We start from the raw sequence: 15,324 nt of genomic DNA, 5'->3' as shown, positions 1-15,324 counted from the left end.
ATGGCCTAAACCGCCTGTATTGCCCTGGAGCCGCACGTGGGAGCCTTGTTTCCTCTCGCGCGTGAGTCCGTCTCGCGGACGACGCTGCCCGGGAGCGTGCGCGCCCCCGGCGCGGCACGCGCCTTCGTCCGTACGGCGCTCACGGGGCGGAGCGCGGCGGAGGCGTTCGCCCCGGCCACCCTCGACGAGCGGTCGATCGACGACGCGGTGCTGCTGGTGAGCGAGCTGGTCACCAATGCCGTACTGCACGCGGGCACCCGGGTCGAGGTGGTCTGCCGGCTCCAGCCCGGTCCCGACGCCGCCGGGGAGGGCTTCGGGCCCGAGGAGGCGGCCGGTCCGGACGATGTGCCGAGGGACGCGGGGCGGCCGGGGATCGTCATCGAGGTGGCGGACCTCCACCCCGCCAGCACCGTCTACGGAGGGCCGGAGAGCCAGCGCCGGGGCCGCGGCCGCGGGCTCCAGCTGATCGGGGCGCTCGCGGAATCCTGGGGCGTGACCTATCACCGCACCCGTAAGGCGGTCTGGTTCCGGCTGGACGCCGAGCGGGCCGGGACCGAGTTCGACGCCGTCCCCACCAGCGCGCTCGGGCGCGAACTGCGGTTCGCCGAGACCCTGGCCCCCATTTCGCCGCGTGAGCAGCGCGATCCGACCGCCGAATGGGTGGACCGGGGCGGACCGTCCTTCCTCGCCGAGGCCAGCGAACTCCTCACGGGTCAGCTTGACGAGAACATGGTGGCCGCCCTCGCCGGGCAGCTTTTGGTGCCCCGGCTGGCCGACTGGTGCGCGGTCTGGCTGACCACCGAGAGCGGCGGGCTTCAGCTCGCCCGCGTCTGGCACAGCGACGAGCACCGCATTGGCGCGCTCCGCATCTCGCTGGAGCGGCATCCGCCGCCGACCGGACTCGGTTCCGCGGGCACCTCCTGGCCCTGGCCCGGGGTCGCGGACAGCCAGGGGGCGGGCGGCTCGGCGGTGTGCTTCCCGCTGATCGCACACGGCCGCAGCCATGGCGCTCTACTGCTCGGCCGGGCGGGCGTGCCACGGATGGCGGAGGGCGTGGTGCGGCTCTCGGAGGACGTGGCACGGCGGGTGGCCCAGGCGGTGGCCACGGCCCGGCAGTACACCCGGCAGGCGACGATCAGCCGGGCGCTCCAGCGCCGCCAGCTGCCCATGTCGCTCGCCCATATCCCGGGCGTGGACACGGCGATCGTCTACGAGCCGCACGGCGAGGGGCAGACCGTCGGCGGCGACTTCTACGACCTTTTCCCCATGGGCGACCGCCGCTGGTGCTTCCTGTTGGGCGACGTCCAGGGCAGCGACCCGGAGGCGATGTCGGTCACCGGGCTGGCCCGCCATCTGGTGCGGCTGCTGGCCCGCGAGGGCCATGGGGTGGAGTCGGTGCTCAACCGGCTGAACCAGGCCTTGGTGGAGGAGGACGCGGAAGCGGCGGAGATCGACGGCGAGCAGTCCAGGCCGCGCTTCCTGAGCCTGCTCTACGGGGAGCTGGAGCCGGACCCGGCCGGGGGCGGCGCCCACTGCACCCTGGCGAGCGCCGGCCATCCGCTGCCGCTGCGGCTGACCACCCGGGGCGCGGTGGCGCCCGCCGCCTCCCCGCAGATGCTGCTCGGCATCGACGAGAACCCGGACTTCCACGCCGACACGCTGGCCCTGGAGCCCGGCGAGACACTGCTGTGCGTCACCGACGGGGTGACCGAGCGGCGCAACGGCCTCCGTCAGCTGGATGACGACGACGGTCTGTCGGACATCCTGCGGGAGTGTGTGGGGCTGGGCGCCAAGGCGGTCGCGGAGCGGGTGCGGCGCGCCACGCATGACTTCAGCCCCGAGCCGATCGACGACGACCTGGCGGTGCTGGTGCTGGAGGCGGTGCCGCAGCGGATGGTGTGACGGGTCGCCCCGCGCCCCGGAGGGACGCGGGGCCGTGCCGGTATGCGGCTCCGCCGCCGGTAGCGACCAGCCACGACGGCGTCGCGGACAATCGACGGGCGGATCAGGCCAGGTCACGTCACGTCAGGTCACGTCAGCGGAGCGCTCAGTCCGTCACGCCCGCCAGGTCGCGCAGTCGGCGGGCCTGGGCGGCGCGCTCGGCGGCACGCTGCTCCTCGTACGTGCGGTCCACGGCACCCCGCAACAGCGCCTTGGTCTCGATCACCGCGTCGCGAGGTGCGGCGAGCAGGGCAGCCGCCAGGTCCTGGACCGCGCCGTCGAGCTCGGCGCCGGGTACCACGAGGTTGGCGAGGCCGGTCCGCTCGGCCTCCTCGGCGTGGACGAAGCGCCCGGTCGCGCAGATCTCCAGCGCACGGGCGTATCCCACCAGCCCGACCAGCGGATGGGTGCCGGTGAGGTCCGGCACCAGCCCGAGGCTGGTCTCGCGCATGGCGAACTGTGCGTCGTCCGCGCAGACCCGCAGGTCACAGGCGAGCGCAAGCTGAAAACCGGCCCCGACGGCATGACCCTGGACGGCGGCGATCGACACGATGTCGTTCCGCCGCCACCAGGTGAACGCGTCCTGGTACCCGGCGATGGTCGCGTCGAGCTCGCTGTCGGAACCGCGCGCCATGTCGAGGAACGACGGCTCGCCGTCGAACCCCTCGGGCGTGAAGGCCTGACGGTCCAGGCCCGCCGAGAAGGACTTGCCCTCGGCGCGCAGCACCACGACGCGCACGGTGCCCGGCACCAGCTGTCCGGCCTCGGCCAGCGCCCGCCACAGGGCGGGCGACTGAGCGTTGCGCTTCGCCGGGTTGTTCAGGGTCACCGTGGCGACCGTGTCATCGACGGTGAGCTGAACGCCGTCCTTGTCGAGCAGGGTCACAGGGGCCTCCGGTCGGGTGCGGTCAGTACAAGTGACTGCACAGTAACCACCCGGCCGAACCGACGATCAGCCGGGTGGCACCCCTGTCCCTACCTGCTGATGGTGATGGAGCATGCGGGCGGTCAGGCCGAGGCGGTCTTCTTGCCTCGCGTCGCACCGCCGCGTCCCCGTAGGGAAACTCCGGATTCGCTGAGCATCCGGTGAACGAATCCATAGGAACGGCCGGTCTCCTCGGCCAGCGCCCGGATGCTCGCCCCGGAGTCGTACTTCTTCTTCAGGTCTGCCGCGAGCTTTTCGCGCGCGGCGCCGGTCACCCGGCTGCCCTTCTTCAGAGTCTCGGCCACCCGTGCCTCCTCATGGGAAGTGCGCTCTGGACTCTCATGATCACCCCTACCGGGCTTCCTGGCCACCCATTCGGCAAGGTCTGTGGATGAAGGATTGCGAGAAATCGCGGCACGACGGCCTTCGGAAGCAAGGATTCCGGCGCTGTTCAACCTGACACTCTTTCGTGTTCATCGACGAAGAGGCAGGTCAGGGCATACGTGAGCTACGTCGCAGAGATCCGGACCGGCGCACGGCACGTGGTGTGCGCCGGTGGCCCGCGACGCGCCGCGATACCAGCCGTTCTCACTCAGATGATGGATCACGCCTAGGCCGAATGATCTACAAGAAGGGGATCGGACCGGAGGAACCGGACTCTTGGGGCGGCGTCCGGAACGCCGCCCCCATCCCTGCGCCGGGCCCGCCCAGCCCGCCGTCGGGCCTCGTCAGGCGAGCGCGACGAGGTCCGCGTACTCCTGGCCCCACAGGTCCTCGACGCCGTCCGGAAGCAGAATGATCCGCTCCGGCTGTAGCGCGTCGACGGCGCCCTCGTCGTGGGTCACCAGGACCACCGCACCGGCGAAGGTGCGCAGCGCGCCGAGGATCTCCTCACGGCTGGCCGGGTCGAGGTTGTTGGTGGGCTCGTCCAGCAGCAGCACATTGGCCGAGGAGACCACCAGGGTGGCCAGCGCCAGCCGGGTCTTCTCACCACCGGAGAGCACCCGGGCCGGCTTGTCCACGTCGTCGCCGGAGAACAGGAACGACCCGAGCGTCTTACGGATGTCGACGAGGTCGAGATCCGGGGCGGCGGAGCGCATGTTCTCCAGGACGGTGCGGTCCGGGTCGAGCGTCTCGTGCTCCTGCGCGTAGTAGCCCAGCTTCAGCCCGTGGCCGGGGGTCACCTGGCCGGTGTCCGGCTTCTCGACCCCGGCCAGCAGCCGCAGCAGGGTCGTCTTACCGGCGCCGTTCAGCCCGAGGATGACGACGCGCGATCCCTTGTCGACGGCCAGGTTGACATCGGTGAAGATCTCCAGGGAGCCGTACGACTTCGACAGCCCCTCCGCGGTCAGCGGGGTCTTGCCGCACGGGGCCGGGTCGGGGAAGCGCAGCTTGGCGACCTTGTCGGACTGCCGGGCCTCCTCGAGACCGGCCAGCAGCTTCTCGGCGCGGCGGGCCATGTTCTGGGCGGCCACGGTCTTGGTCGCCTTGGCGCGCATCTTGTCGGCCTGCGCGTTCAGCGCCGCGGCCTTCTTCTCGGCGTTGGCGCGCTCGCGCTTGCGGCGCTTCTCGTCGGCCTCGCGCTGGGCCTGGTAGAGCTTCCAGCCCATGTTGTAGATGTCGATCATCGAGCGGTTGGCGTCGAGGTAGAAGACCTTGTTGACCACCGTCTCGACGAGGTCTTCATCGTGGGAGATGACGATGAAGCCGCCGCTGTAGGTCTTGAGGTAGTCCCGCAGCCAGGTGATCGAGTCGGCGTCGAGGTGGTTGGTGGGCTCGTCCAGCAGCAGGATGTCGGAGTCCGAGAAGAGGATCCGGGCCAGCTCGACCCGGCGCCGCTGACCGCCGGAGAGCGTATGGAGCGGCTGGCCGAGCACCCGGTCGGGCAGGCCGAGGCTGGCGGCGATGGTCGCGGCCTCCGCCTCGGCGGCGTATCCGCCCTTGGTGAGGAACTCGGTCTCCAGGCGCTCGTACTTCTTCATCGCCCGCTCGCGGGTGGCGCCCTTGCCGTTGGCCATCCGGTCCTCGTTCTCGCGCATCTTACGGAGCACGGAGTCGAGCTCACGGGCCGAGAGGATGCGGTCGCGGGCGAGGACGTCGAGATCGCCGGTGCGCGGGTCCTGCGGGAGGTAGCCGACCTGACCGGAGCGCGTGATGGTGCCGCCGGCCGGGATGCCCTCACCGGCCAGGCACTTGGTGAGCGTGGTCTTGCCGGCGCCGTTGCGGCCGACGAGACCGATGCGGTCGCCCCTGGCGATACGGAAGGAAGCGGACTCGATGAGGACGCGGGCGCCGGCACGCAGCTCGACGCCGGAGGCGGTGATCACGGGAATTACTCCTGGGCAGGGTGGACGACGGACGGGACGGACGAGGGCGGCCGACGCCGTCTAATGCACGAGGAGAATTGCCATGCGGCTAGTTTAGCGGTGGCGGGCAAGTCGTTTTCCCCCGGCTTTCCCCCTGGCTTCCCCCTCGGCCGCCCCTCCCTCAGGCCCCGCCCGTGTGCACCTGGAAGGCCGCCCGGCGCACCGCCTTGGCCAGGGCCGGGTCGGGGTGGGCCGCGGCCAGCGCCACCAGGACCTGCACGGTGCGGGGGTGCCCCACGGCCCGTACCTCCGCCAGCAGCGCGGGCACGGTGCCCTGGACGGCGGACTCCAGGTGGCGGACGAGCAGCGGGCTCTCCCCGTGGTCGGAAATGGCCGCGGCGGTGTCCACCCACAGCCAGGTGGCCTCCTCGCGGGTGAGCGCGTCCAGCGCCTCGTCCGGGTCGGCGCCCTCGTGCTCGGCGAGCCACAGCAGCGCGTACGGCCGCAGACACGATTCCTCGACGACGGCCCGTACGTTGGGCTCGGCGGGCGCCCCGACGACGCGCAGCGCCTCGAAGGCGAGCCCGCGCAGCAGCGCGTCGTCGCCGCGCGCCGCGTCGATGAGCTCGACGACCGCGCTGCCCACGGGGCGGGCGGCCAGCCAGGCGCGGTACTCGGCGCGGGCGGGGCCCGGGGTCAGGCCCGCACAGCCGCGCAGCATGTCGGCGGCGTGCTGCTCGATGTTCCCGGCCGGGCTCTGGGCGGCGACGCAGATCTGCTCGAGTTTGACCCACACCGCCCAGTTGCCGAGCGCGGTCAGCTCGGCCTCCCGGCGGTCGCCCTTGGCGTCCTCGGCCGCGCTCCCGGCGCCCTCCGGCCCCTCCTGGGGCTCCTCCCGCACCGTGAGCGCCCCGACGGACGAGAGGGCGTCCAGGGCCCAGTCGAGCAGCCCCTCGAGCGTGGCGGTGTCCTCGGCGTCCTTGGCATCATCGGCGGTCGCGGCGCCCCCGGCGGGCTCCCGGTCCTCCGTGACCTCTTGGGGGACCTCGCACCGCTCGGTGCGCAGCTCGGCGACCCGCTGCCGGAGCATGTCGAGCAGGGCGGAGATCTGCACGGGACCGGCCGAGAGCTGGAGCAGGGAGAGCAGCTGCGGCACGGCCTCGACGACCTCCGCGACCGCCGTCGGCTCGGCCGTCTCGGGGGCGGGGCAGGCCAGCGACCACGCGTCCAGGAGCGCGACCCAGCCGCGCAGCACGGCGCTGTCGTCCCGGTCCCACGCCTGGAGCCGCCAGCCGGGGCGGGTGGTGCCCGCGTGGTGCTCGATGAGGCCGATGAGACGAGCGCGGTCCCAGTCGGTCCGCACCTCCCGCTCGCTCACCCCGAGCGCCTCGGTGGCGCGGGCGGCGGCCTCGTCGGACAGCGCGCCGGGCGCGCCGTGCTCGGCCGCGGCCCAGTGGGCGATCGCCACGGCCCCGGTGAGCCCCGCCCTGGCCTGCCGGGCCAGCTCCGACGGGGGCGGTGTGCCCTCCGGCGGACGGGGCGCCGGTCTTGAGCCGCGGTTCACCGCGGGCCGGCGGGCCGTGGCCATCGGCCGGTTACGGACAAGTCGGAGCCGGGAGTCGCGCGGAGTACGGGACGTCACGGAAGCAGTCTCGCCGTTGACGGCCCGAAAGCCCAATCGGCACCCGTCCGGCGGTCGCCGCGAAGGGTTCACGCCACCTTACGAACGCTTCCGCCGCCGCCCCGCGAACGCCTCCCGCGCCGCCCCGCACGCGCTTTCGCGATCGCCTTACGGGCGCTACGGGAGGCCGGGCGGCGCGGGTGGCCGCCTCAAGGGCGCTACAGGAGCGGTATCAGAAAGCGCCGCAGCGCCTCCTCGTACGCCTCGGGGTCCGCGTTCCACATGGCCGCGTGCGGGGCCTGCCGCACCGTGTGAAGGGTCACCAGATCGCGCCGCCGGTCGACGAGTTCGCGCGAGACGTCCCAGGGCGCGAGGGTGTCGTCGGGGCCGTGGGCGACGAGCGTGGGCACGGACAGCCGCTCCGGGTCGGCCACCTCCGGGAGCCTGCTGTCGTGGAGTCCGGTGCGCCCCTCGGCGGCGCGCAGGGCGAGCGGGAGCAGCGGCGCGGGGATGCCGCGGGCCGCGGCGAGGGCGCGCAGGGTGGCCTGCCAGTCGAGCACCGGGGAATCCAGGACGAGGCCGATGACGCGGTGCCGCAGCGCGGAGTTCGCGGCGGCGTGGAGGGCCATCGAGGCGCCGATGGACCAGCCGTGCAGCACGACCCCGGTCGCCCCGTACTCGACCGCGTAGCGGATGGCCGCGTCCAGGTCGCGCCACTCGGTGTCGCCGAGGTGGGATATGCCGTCCTCGGAGCGCGGGGCGCCGGGGTCCCCCCGGTAGGCGAGGTCGAGCACCGGCACCCGCAGCTGCCGCAGGAAGGGCATGACGACCATAGGGTGCTCACGGGTGGTGCCGAGGCCATGGGTGGTGATCACCCAGGTGGAGCGTTCGCCGGGGATGAACCAGGCGGGCAGCGGGCCGAGTTCGGCGGGCACGTCCACGTCGGCGTGGTCGATGCCGAGCGCGTCCCGCGGGTTGCCGATGTGCACCTGGGGGGTCAGCCGGACCCGGGTGCCGGGGGTGAGCTCGCCGTGGGTGACCCGCTCCAGACGGCGCACGACACAGTCGGCGGGGTGCGGGGCGTCCTCGATGACGGGGCCGACGACGGCGTGGCAGGAGCGGCCGGTGAGGCCGTAGGTGCCGGGGCGCAGCGAGGCGAGCGAGCGGGTCAGGGTGATCTGGCCGGCCGCGGTCGCGTGGACGGTCAGCGGTGCCTCGTTCGGCAGCGGACGGTCGGGGACCGGTTTCAGCGCAGCACCGGTGGCGTACCGTCCGGCCGCCACCGCGGCCACGCCGACACTCAGCAGGGTGGTGGCGGCCGCGACCGCCGTTGTTCGCAGACGCATCCCTCCCAGTGTGGTCGGGAAGGCGGCCCCCGGCCAGCGGGCGTACCCGGCCGGGTGACCGCCCGGCCGGGGCCCGGGCGCGTGCCCGGCGGGCTCAGCCCTTCTGGCCGTAGCCGCTCAGCTTCTCGGCGGCGCGCCGCATCTCGTCCGGCGGGATCAGGGAGGGGGTGCGGCCGGGGACGGAGACCGCGGTGAGCCAGACCCGGCACATCCATTCGAGCTGGGCGGTGCGGTCGTACGCCTGTTCCAGGGTGGCGCCGTGGACGACGGTGCCGTGGTTGCGCAGCAGACAGCCGCTGCGGTCGCGCAGCGCCTCGAGCATGGCGTCGGCCAGTTCGTCCGTGCCGTAGAGCGCGTAGGGCGCGACGCGGACCGGGCCGCCGAGGGCGGCGGCCATGTAGTGGACCGCGGGGAGCTCGTCGACGAGCGTGGAGACGGCCGTGGCGTGGACGGCGTGGGTGTGGACCACGGCCTCGGCATCGGTCTCCCGGTAGATCGCGAGGTGCATGGGCAGCTCGCTGGTGGGCTTCAGCGTGCCGAGGACCTGCTGTCCGTCCAGGTCGACGGCGACGGCGTCCCTGGGGCCGAGCCGGTCGTAGGGGACGCCGCTCGGAGTCACCAGGACGGTGTCGCCGACCCGGGCCGAGACATTGCCCGAGGTGCCGACGACCAGACCGTCGGCGGTGGTCCTGCGGGCCGTACTCACCACCTGCGTCCATGCCTGCCGCAGGGGATGCGTCAGCCGCGGCTGCGGCTGCCGCGGGGATCGCGACTGGGTCACCTGCCCTCACCTCCGGGGCCGATCCTTCCAGGCGGCCGCCGGCCGCGCGGCGGCGGGACCAGCGGCGGGCGCCGTGGGACCGGCGGCGGGCACGGTGGGACCGGCGGCGGGCACGGTGGGACCGGCGGCGGGCACGGTGGGACCGGCGGCGGCGCGGCGGGGGACTACGACCGTGCTTCGTGGGCACCCGACTCCGGGCGGGTGAACGTGGGGGGCCGGCGGACGCCCGCGAGACCGGTCCAGGGGCCGCCTCCGGCGGCTCTCGACCGCGGCTCAACTCCCGTACGACATGGGAAAGTAGGCTGGAATTCACTGGGTTTTAGCGACCCCGCAACCATGTCACCCCGATGCCCCGCTCAGTTCATCTCCCGTTCACCCTGTTTCCTTACGTTCACCGTGCCACTAACGACCTTCGAACTGATTGACCGGGTGTATGGAACACATCACGCTTCTCATCGGGATCGTGATCGTCACGGCCTTGGTGTTCGACTTCACGAACGGCTTTCACGACACGGCTAACGCCATGGCCACCACCATCTCCACGGGAGCACTCGGGCCCAGGGTGGCGGTGGCGATGTCGGCCGTCCTCAATCTCGTCGGCGCGTTCCTGTCCGTGGAGGTGGCCAAGACCATCTCCGGCGGGATCATCGACGAGGGATCCGGTATCCAGCCAGAAGTGATCTTCGCGGGACTCGTCGGCGCGATCCTGTGGAATCTGGTGACGTGGCTGGCCGGACTCCCCTCCAGCTCCTCGCACGCCCTGTTCGGCGGTCTGATCGGCGCCACCGTGGTCTCCGTGGGCCTGGACGGGGTCAACGGCGACGCGATCGTCATGAAGGTCCTGATCCCCGCCGTCGCCGCGCCGATCGTGGCCGGCATCGCCACGCTGGCCGCCACCCGGCTCACCTACCGGCTCGGCCGCGACCGCTCCCCCGAGGACACCGCGAAGGGCTACCGCGCGGGGCAGATCGCCTCGGCCGCCCTGGTCTCCCTGGCCCACGGCACCAACGACGCCCAGAAGACGATGGGCGTGATCACCCTGGCGCTGGTCACCGGGAACGTGGTGGCGCCCGACTCCGACCCGCCGCTGTGGGTCATCGTCTCGGCGGGCCTGGCCATCGCGCTCGGCACCTACCTGGGTGGCTGGCGCATCATCCGCACCATGGGCAAGGGCATCACCGACATCCAGCCGCCGCAGGGCTTCGCCGCCCAGACCGGCGCCGCGACCGTCATCCTCGCCTCCTCCCACATCGGCTTCGCGCTGTCCACCACCCAGGTCTGCTCCGGCGCCGTCATGGGCGCGGGTGTCGGCCGTAAGGGCGCCGTGGTGCGCTGGTCGACCGCGGGCCGCATGGTGGTCGCCTGGGTGCTGACCCTCCCGGCCGCCGGGCTGGTGGCGGGCGCCGCCGCGCTCCTCGCCGACCAGGGGAACGCGGGAATCACGGCGGTGGCCGTGCTCGCCGTCCTGGCCTGCGGGGCGATCTGGATGCTGTCGCGCCGCAAGCCCGTGGACCACACCAACGTCAACGAGGTCGGCACCCAGGAGCCGGTGGGCGCCGTCACGGCCGCCCTGCGGTCCGTGGCCCCGCCGCCCGCCGGTGCGGCGAGCGCCGCCCCCGAGAGCGCCGCCCCCGAGGACGACACCTCGGAGAACACACCCGAGCAGACCCCCACCCCCGCCGCCGCGAGCAGCGCCACCCGCTAAGGAGCCAGGAAACATGAGCATCGACTGGGCGGCACTCGGCCAGGTCTTCGGCATCAGCCTCGCGGTGACCGTCGGCATGGTGGGCGTCTTCACCCTGGGCATCGTCGGCACCTCCCGTAAGGCGGCGCCGGAGCAGGGCGGCACGGCCGCCGCCGTGCCCGGGGGCGCGGTGGGCGGCTCCTCGCTCGCGCGCACCGGCGCGTACGCCTGCTTCGCGGTGTGCGCCGCGGTCGTGGCCTACGGCATCTATCTGATCGTCGCCTGAGGGCCCCGCTGTCCCCGGATGACCCACCGGCCGCCGGATGGTGGCGCTGACCAGCGCCGTCCGTCCGGCGGCCGTCTCGTGGGGGCGGTCGTCTGTGGGGCTCGGCACACTCGGGCGTCATGGGTCATATGCGAGTTGACGGCCATTCGCGGCCCATGGTGGACTTCCCGAGCCAAACGGCGGCAGGAGAGGAAGCCGGTGAGAATCCGGCGCGGTCCCGCCACTGTCACCGGGGAGCACCTTCCCATCGCCTGGATGGGGTCACGGCTCGTCCGTACGGTTCGTCGCGTACGCGGGGCTGGAAGACCGGGAGGGCCGCGGATCCGGGAGCCAGGAGACTCTCACCGCCGGTCACGTCGAACCAGGGCGAGGACCCTGAGTGAGGACATACCGCCATGCCCGGCATCGCCACGCCGCCAGCCCTCCCTGTCCGCTTCGGCTCTTCCGGCCCCTCCGGCCCGTCTGGTTCCGTATCGCCGCGCCGAGGCGTGACGGCGGCCTGACGGATGCCTGCCGACCACGCCTCGTTCGCGTGCGGCGCGGCCCTCGGCTTCCTCGGCGACCTCGCCACGGGTGATCCGCGCCGCGGCCATCCGGTGGCCGCGTTCCTGCGCGCCGCCGCGGCCGCCGAGCGCCGGCTGTGGCGCGACCACCGGGGCTACGGGGCCCTGCACACCGCGTTGTGCGCGGGCGGCGCGGCCGCCGGTGCCGCGCTGCTGACCCGCGCCGTACGGGGACTTGGCAGCCGCCGTGGCGCGGCGGTCGCGCTGACCGCCGCCGCCACCTGGGCCGTGCTGGGAGGTACGAGCCTGGGCCGTGAGGCACGGGCCGTCGGCGGGGCGCTGGCCGCCGGGGACCTCGAGGTCGCCCGGGAGCGGCTGCCGCATCTGTGCGGCCGCGATCCGCAGGCGCTGGACGGGCCGCAGATCGCCCGCGCGGTGGTCGAATCGGTGGCCGAGAACACCTCAGACGCCGTCGTGGGCGCGCTGGTGTGGGGCGCCGTGGGCGGGGTGCCGGGGCTCATAGCATTCCGCGCCGTCAACACCCTGGACGCCATGGTGGGCCACAAGTCGCCGCGCTACCGGCGGTTCGGCTGGGCGGCGGCCCGGCTGGACGATGTGGCCGGCTGGCCCGGTGCACGCCTTACGGCGACCCTGGCGACGCTCGCGGGCCCCGATCCGCGCGGTGCGTGGCGCGCCTGGCGGCACGACGGCGGACGCCATCCGAGCCCCAACGCGGGCCCTGTGGAGGCGTCCTTCGCGGGCGCGCTCGGCGTCCGGCTGGGCGGCGCCCTCGCGTACGGCGGCCGGGTCGAGAACCGGCCGGTGCTCAACTCCGGCGGGCGGCCGGTGGAGTCGGCCGACATCGAGCGGGCGATACGGCTGTCGCGGCGCGTCGGTGTGCTGGCGCTCGGGGTGTCCATGGCGGCCCGGCCGGTCCTGAGGGCGTTGACGGGGCGGCCCCGGGCCCTGAGAACCCGGGCCTTGGGAAGGGGCGGCGGATGAGCGGCATACGCGGTAAGGGCGGCACGGAGGGTTCCGGGGCGCGCGGCGGGGGGCTGCTCGTCGCGGGCACGACCTCCGACGCGGGCAAGAGCGTGGTGACGGCCGGGATCTGCCGGTGGCTCGCCCGTAAGGGCGTCAGCGTGGCGCCCTTCAAGGCGCAGAACATGTCGCTCAACTCCTTCGTCACCCGGGAGGGTGCGGAGATCGGGCGGGCGCAGGCCATGCAGGCGGCCGCCGCGCGCGTCGAGCCCAGCGCGCTGATGAACCCGGTCCTGCTGAAGCCGGGCGGCGACCGCAGCAGCCAGGTGGTGCTGCTGGGCAAGCCGGTGGGCGAGCTGAGCGCGCGCGGGTACTTCGCCGGGGCCGGAGCCCCCTCGCCCGGCGAAAGGCTCTCAGCGGGGCGGGAGGCGCTGCTGGGGACCGTCACGGAGTGCCTGGAGGAGCTGCGGCGCACCCATGACGCGGTGATCTGCGAGGGCGCGGGCAGCCCGGCCGAGATCAATCTGCGCCGCACCGACATCGTCAACATGGGGCTGGCGCGTGCCGCCGGGCTTCCGGTCGTGGTGGTCGGGGACATCGACCGCGGTGGTGTCTTCGCGTCCTTCTTCGGCACGACCGCGCTGCTGTCGGCAGCCGACCAACGGCATGTGGCCGCCTACCTGGTGAACAAGTTCCGCGGCGATGTGAGCCTTCTGGAGCCCGGTCTGGAGATGCTGCGCGACCTCACCGGGCGCCCGACCGTCGGGGTGCTCCCGTTCGCCCACGGGCTGGGGATCGACGAGGAGGACGGGCTGCGGGTGTCGCTGCGCGGCGCGGTGCGGGAGAGCGTCGTGGCGCCCCCTTTCGGCGCGGACGTCCTGCGGATCGCGGTGGCCGCCGTACCGCTGATGTCCAACTTCACGGACGTGGACGCGCTGGCGGCAGAACCGGGCGTGATCGTGCGGTTCGTGGACCGGCCCGAGGAGCTGGCCGACGCCGACCTGGTGGTGCTGCCGGGCACCCGGGGCACCGTAAGGGCGCTGGAGTGGCTGCGTGAGCGCGGGCTGGCCGACGCGATCGCCCGGCGGGCCGCCGAGGGCCGTCCGGTGCTCGGCGTCTGCGGCGGCTTCCAGGCGCTCGGGGAGCGCATCGAGGACGAGGTCGAGTCGAAGGCCGGGACGGTCGCCGGGCTCGGGCTGCTGCCGGTGCGGGTGCGGTTCGCGGCCGAGAAGACCCTGGCCCGGCCGGTGGGCGAGGCGCTCGGCGAGCGGGTGGAGGGCTACGAGATCCACCACGGGGTCGCCGAGCTGCTGGACGGGGCCGAGGAGCCCTTCCTGGACGGCTGCCGGGTGGGCTCGGTGTGGGGCACCCACTGGCACGGCTCGCTGGAGAGCGACGGCTTCCGGCGGGCTTTTCTGCGGCGGGTGGCCGCCGCGGCGGGCCGGGCGTTCGTCCCCGCGCCGGACACCCGCTTCGGCGAGCTGCGCGAGGAGCAGCTCGACCGCCTCGGCGACCTGATCGAGGAGCACGCCGACACGGACGCGCTGCTGCGGCTCATCGAGGAGGGCGTCCCGGAGGGGCTGCCGTTCGTCCCTCCGGGGGTCCCAGGGGGGACGCCATGACGAGCCCCCACTCCCACACCGGACCGCTGTGCCCACGCACCCCAGGAGGTATCGCCGCGTGACCACCACCTACCCCTTCAGCGCGATCGTCGGCATGGACGGCCTGCGGCTCGCCCTGCTCCTCAACGCCGTCTCACCCGCCGTGGGCGGCGTCCTGGTGCGCGGCGAGAAGGGCACGGCCAAGAGCACCGCCGTAAGAGCGATCGCCTCGCTGCTGCCCGAGGTGGACGTGGTGGCCGGGTGCCGGTTCTCCTGCGACCCCGCCGCGCCCGACCCGTCCTGCCCGGACGGACCCCATGAGCCGGGCACGGGCGAGGCGCGCCCCGCGCGGATGGTCGAACTGCCCGTGGGCGCCTCCGAGGACCGGCTGGTGGGCGCGCTCGACATCGAGCGGGCGCTGTCGGACGGGGTGAAGGCGTTCGAGCCCGGGCTGCTCGCCGACGCCCACCGCGGGGTGCTCTACGTCGACGAGGTCAATCTGCTCCACGACCACCTGATCGACCTGCTGCTCGACGCGGCCGCCATGGGCGCCTCCTACGTGGAGCGCGAGGGGGTGTCCGTACGGCACGCGGCGCGCTTCCTCCTGGTGGGCACCATGAACCCCGAAGAGGGCGAGCTGCGGCCGCAGTTGCTGGACCGCTTCGGCCTCACGGTGGAGGTCGCGGCGTCCCGCGACACCGAGGAGCGGGTCGAGGTGGTGCGGCGGCGGCTGGCGTACGACGAGGACCCCGAGGGGTTCGCGGCGCGCTGGGCGGCGGACGAGGAGGCCCTGCGGGAGCGCATCGCGGCGGCGCGCGCCCTGCTGCCGCGGGTGGCTCTCGGCGACCGCGCGCTGCGGCAGATCGCGGCGGTGTGCGCCGGGTTCGAGGTGGACGGGATGCGCGCGGACATCGTGACGGCCCGTACGGCGACCGCGCTGGCCGCCTGGGCGGGGCGCACCGACGTCCGGACCGAGGACGTACGGGGGGCCGCGCTGCTGTCGCTCCCCCACCGCAGGCGGCGGGCGCCGTTCGACGCGCCGGGGCTCGACGAGGACAAACTCGACGAGATCCTGCGGCGGTTCGAGGAGGACGACCCGGAGCCGGATCCGGACCCGGGCCCCGAGGACGGGCCGGGTGACTCCGGGCCGGACGACGGGGGCGGCCCCGAGGGCGGACCGCGGGAGGGCGCGGGCGACGGGGCGCGGGAGCAGGCGCCGCCCGCCGGACCCGAGCCGTCCGTCCCCGAGCAGCGCACGGGTGAGCACGAGACGGCCGGCCCCGAGCCCGACTCCGCCCCGGCCGACCGCGACGGCGGGGAGGCCGAAGCGGACGGCGGCGCGGGCGGAG

At 73.8% G+C, this 15,324-nt stretch carries 12 protein-coding genes and 1 riboswitch; of the genes, 6 read left to right on the top strand and 6 right to left on the bottom strand.

The window, feature by feature from the left end:
• Positions 1 to 36: 36 nt before the first annotated feature.
• Positions 37 to 1,902: a SpoIIE family protein phosphatase gene (locus tag ABD329_RS31950; protein ID WP_198280015.1), complete on the top strand. Its 1,866-nt coding sequence runs from the start codon at positions 37 to 39 to the stop codon at positions 1,900 to 1,902.
• Positions 1,903 to 2,047: 145 nt separating this feature from the next.
• Here the strand turns inward: ABD329_RS31950 and ABD329_RS31945 are convergent, their stop codons facing one another.
• From ABD329_RS31945 to ABD329_RS31920, 6 genes are all read right to left on the bottom strand, one after another.
• Positions 2,048 to 2,827, bottom strand: coding sequence for an enoyl-CoA hydratase/isomerase family protein (locus ABD329_RS31945; protein WP_198280014.1), 780 nt, complete (start codon positions 2,825 to 2,827; stop codon positions 2,048 to 2,050).
• Between the two features lie 122 nt (positions 2,828 to 2,949).
• Complete coding sequence (locus tag ABD329_RS31940) at positions 2,950 to 3,171, bottom strand: helix-turn-helix domain-containing protein (protein ID WP_020872291.1); 222 nt, start codon at positions 3,169 to 3,171, stop codon at positions 2,950 to 2,952.
• 423 nt (positions 3,172 to 3,594) lie between these two features.
• Positions 3,595 to 5,193 carry an ABC-F family ATP-binding cassette domain-containing protein gene (locus ABD329_RS31935; RefSeq protein WP_198280013.1) on the bottom strand — a complete coding sequence of 533 codons (1,599 nt, stop codon included), beginning with the start codon at positions 5,191 to 5,193 and terminating at the stop codon, positions 3,595 to 3,597.
• Between the two features lie 160 nt (positions 5,194 to 5,353).
• Complete coding sequence (locus ABD329_RS31930; RefSeq protein WP_425574405.1) at positions 5,354 to 6,814, bottom strand: hypothetical protein; 1,461 nt, start codon at positions 6,812 to 6,814, stop codon at positions 5,354 to 5,356.
• A 197-nt stretch (positions 6,815 to 7,011) separates the two neighbouring features.
• Positions 7,012 to 8,139, bottom strand: coding sequence for an alpha/beta hydrolase (locus tag ABD329_RS31925; RefSeq protein WP_198281309.1), 1,128 nt, complete (start codon positions 8,137 to 8,139; stop codon positions 7,012 to 7,014).
• Between the two features lie 94 nt (positions 8,140 to 8,233).
• Entirely contained in the window at positions 8,234 to 8,920 is a 687-nt protein-coding gene (locus ABD329_RS31920; RefSeq protein WP_198281308.1) for a class II aldolase/adducin family protein, read from the bottom strand.
• A 433-nt stretch (positions 8,921 to 9,353) separates the two neighbouring features.
• Here ABD329_RS31920 and ABD329_RS31915 point away from each other — a divergent pair, with 433 nt between their 5' ends.
• The 5 genes from ABD329_RS31915 to ABD329_RS31895 all read left to right on the top strand — a co-directional run.
• On the top strand, positions 9,354 to 10,625 hold the full coding sequence (locus ABD329_RS31915; RefSeq protein WP_344317271.1) for an inorganic phosphate transporter: 1,272 nt from the start codon (positions 9,354 to 9,356) through the stop codon (positions 10,623 to 10,625).
• A 13-nt stretch (positions 10,626 to 10,638) separates the two neighbouring features.
• Positions 10,639 to 10,890 (top strand): hypothetical protein, encoded by a 252-nt coding sequence (locus tag ABD329_RS31910; RefSeq protein ID WP_344317270.1) that lies wholly within the window; start codon positions 10,639 to 10,641, stop codon positions 10,888 to 10,890.
• Between the two features lie 142 nt (positions 10,891 to 11,032).
• Positions 11,033 to 11,250, top strand: a riboswitch (cobalamin riboswitch).
• Positions 11,251 to 11,396: 146 nt separating this feature from the next.
• Entirely contained in the window at positions 11,397 to 12,395 is a 999-nt protein-coding gene (locus ABD329_RS31905) for a cobalamin biosynthesis protein (RefSeq protein ID WP_344317268.1), read from the top strand.
• Positions 12,392 to 13,996, top strand: coding sequence for a cobyric acid synthase (locus tag ABD329_RS31900; protein ID WP_344317267.1), 1,605 nt, complete (start codon positions 12,392 to 12,394; stop codon positions 13,994 to 13,996). Before ABD329_RS31905 ends, ABD329_RS31900 begins: the two co-directional genes overlap by 4 nt.
• A gap of 58 nt (positions 13,997 to 14,054) precedes the next feature.
• Positions 14,055 to 15,324: magnesium chelatase ATPase subunit I (locus tag ABD329_RS31895; protein WP_344317266.1), on the top strand; the 1,270-nt coding region annotated here is incomplete at its 3' end.

Source organism: Streptomyces javensis (genome assembly GCF_039525925.1).
GTDB lineage: Bacteria > Actinomycetota > Actinomycetes > Streptomycetales > Streptomycetaceae > Streptomyces > Streptomyces asiaticus.
This window is presented reverse-complemented; position numbering and strand designations above follow the sequence as displayed.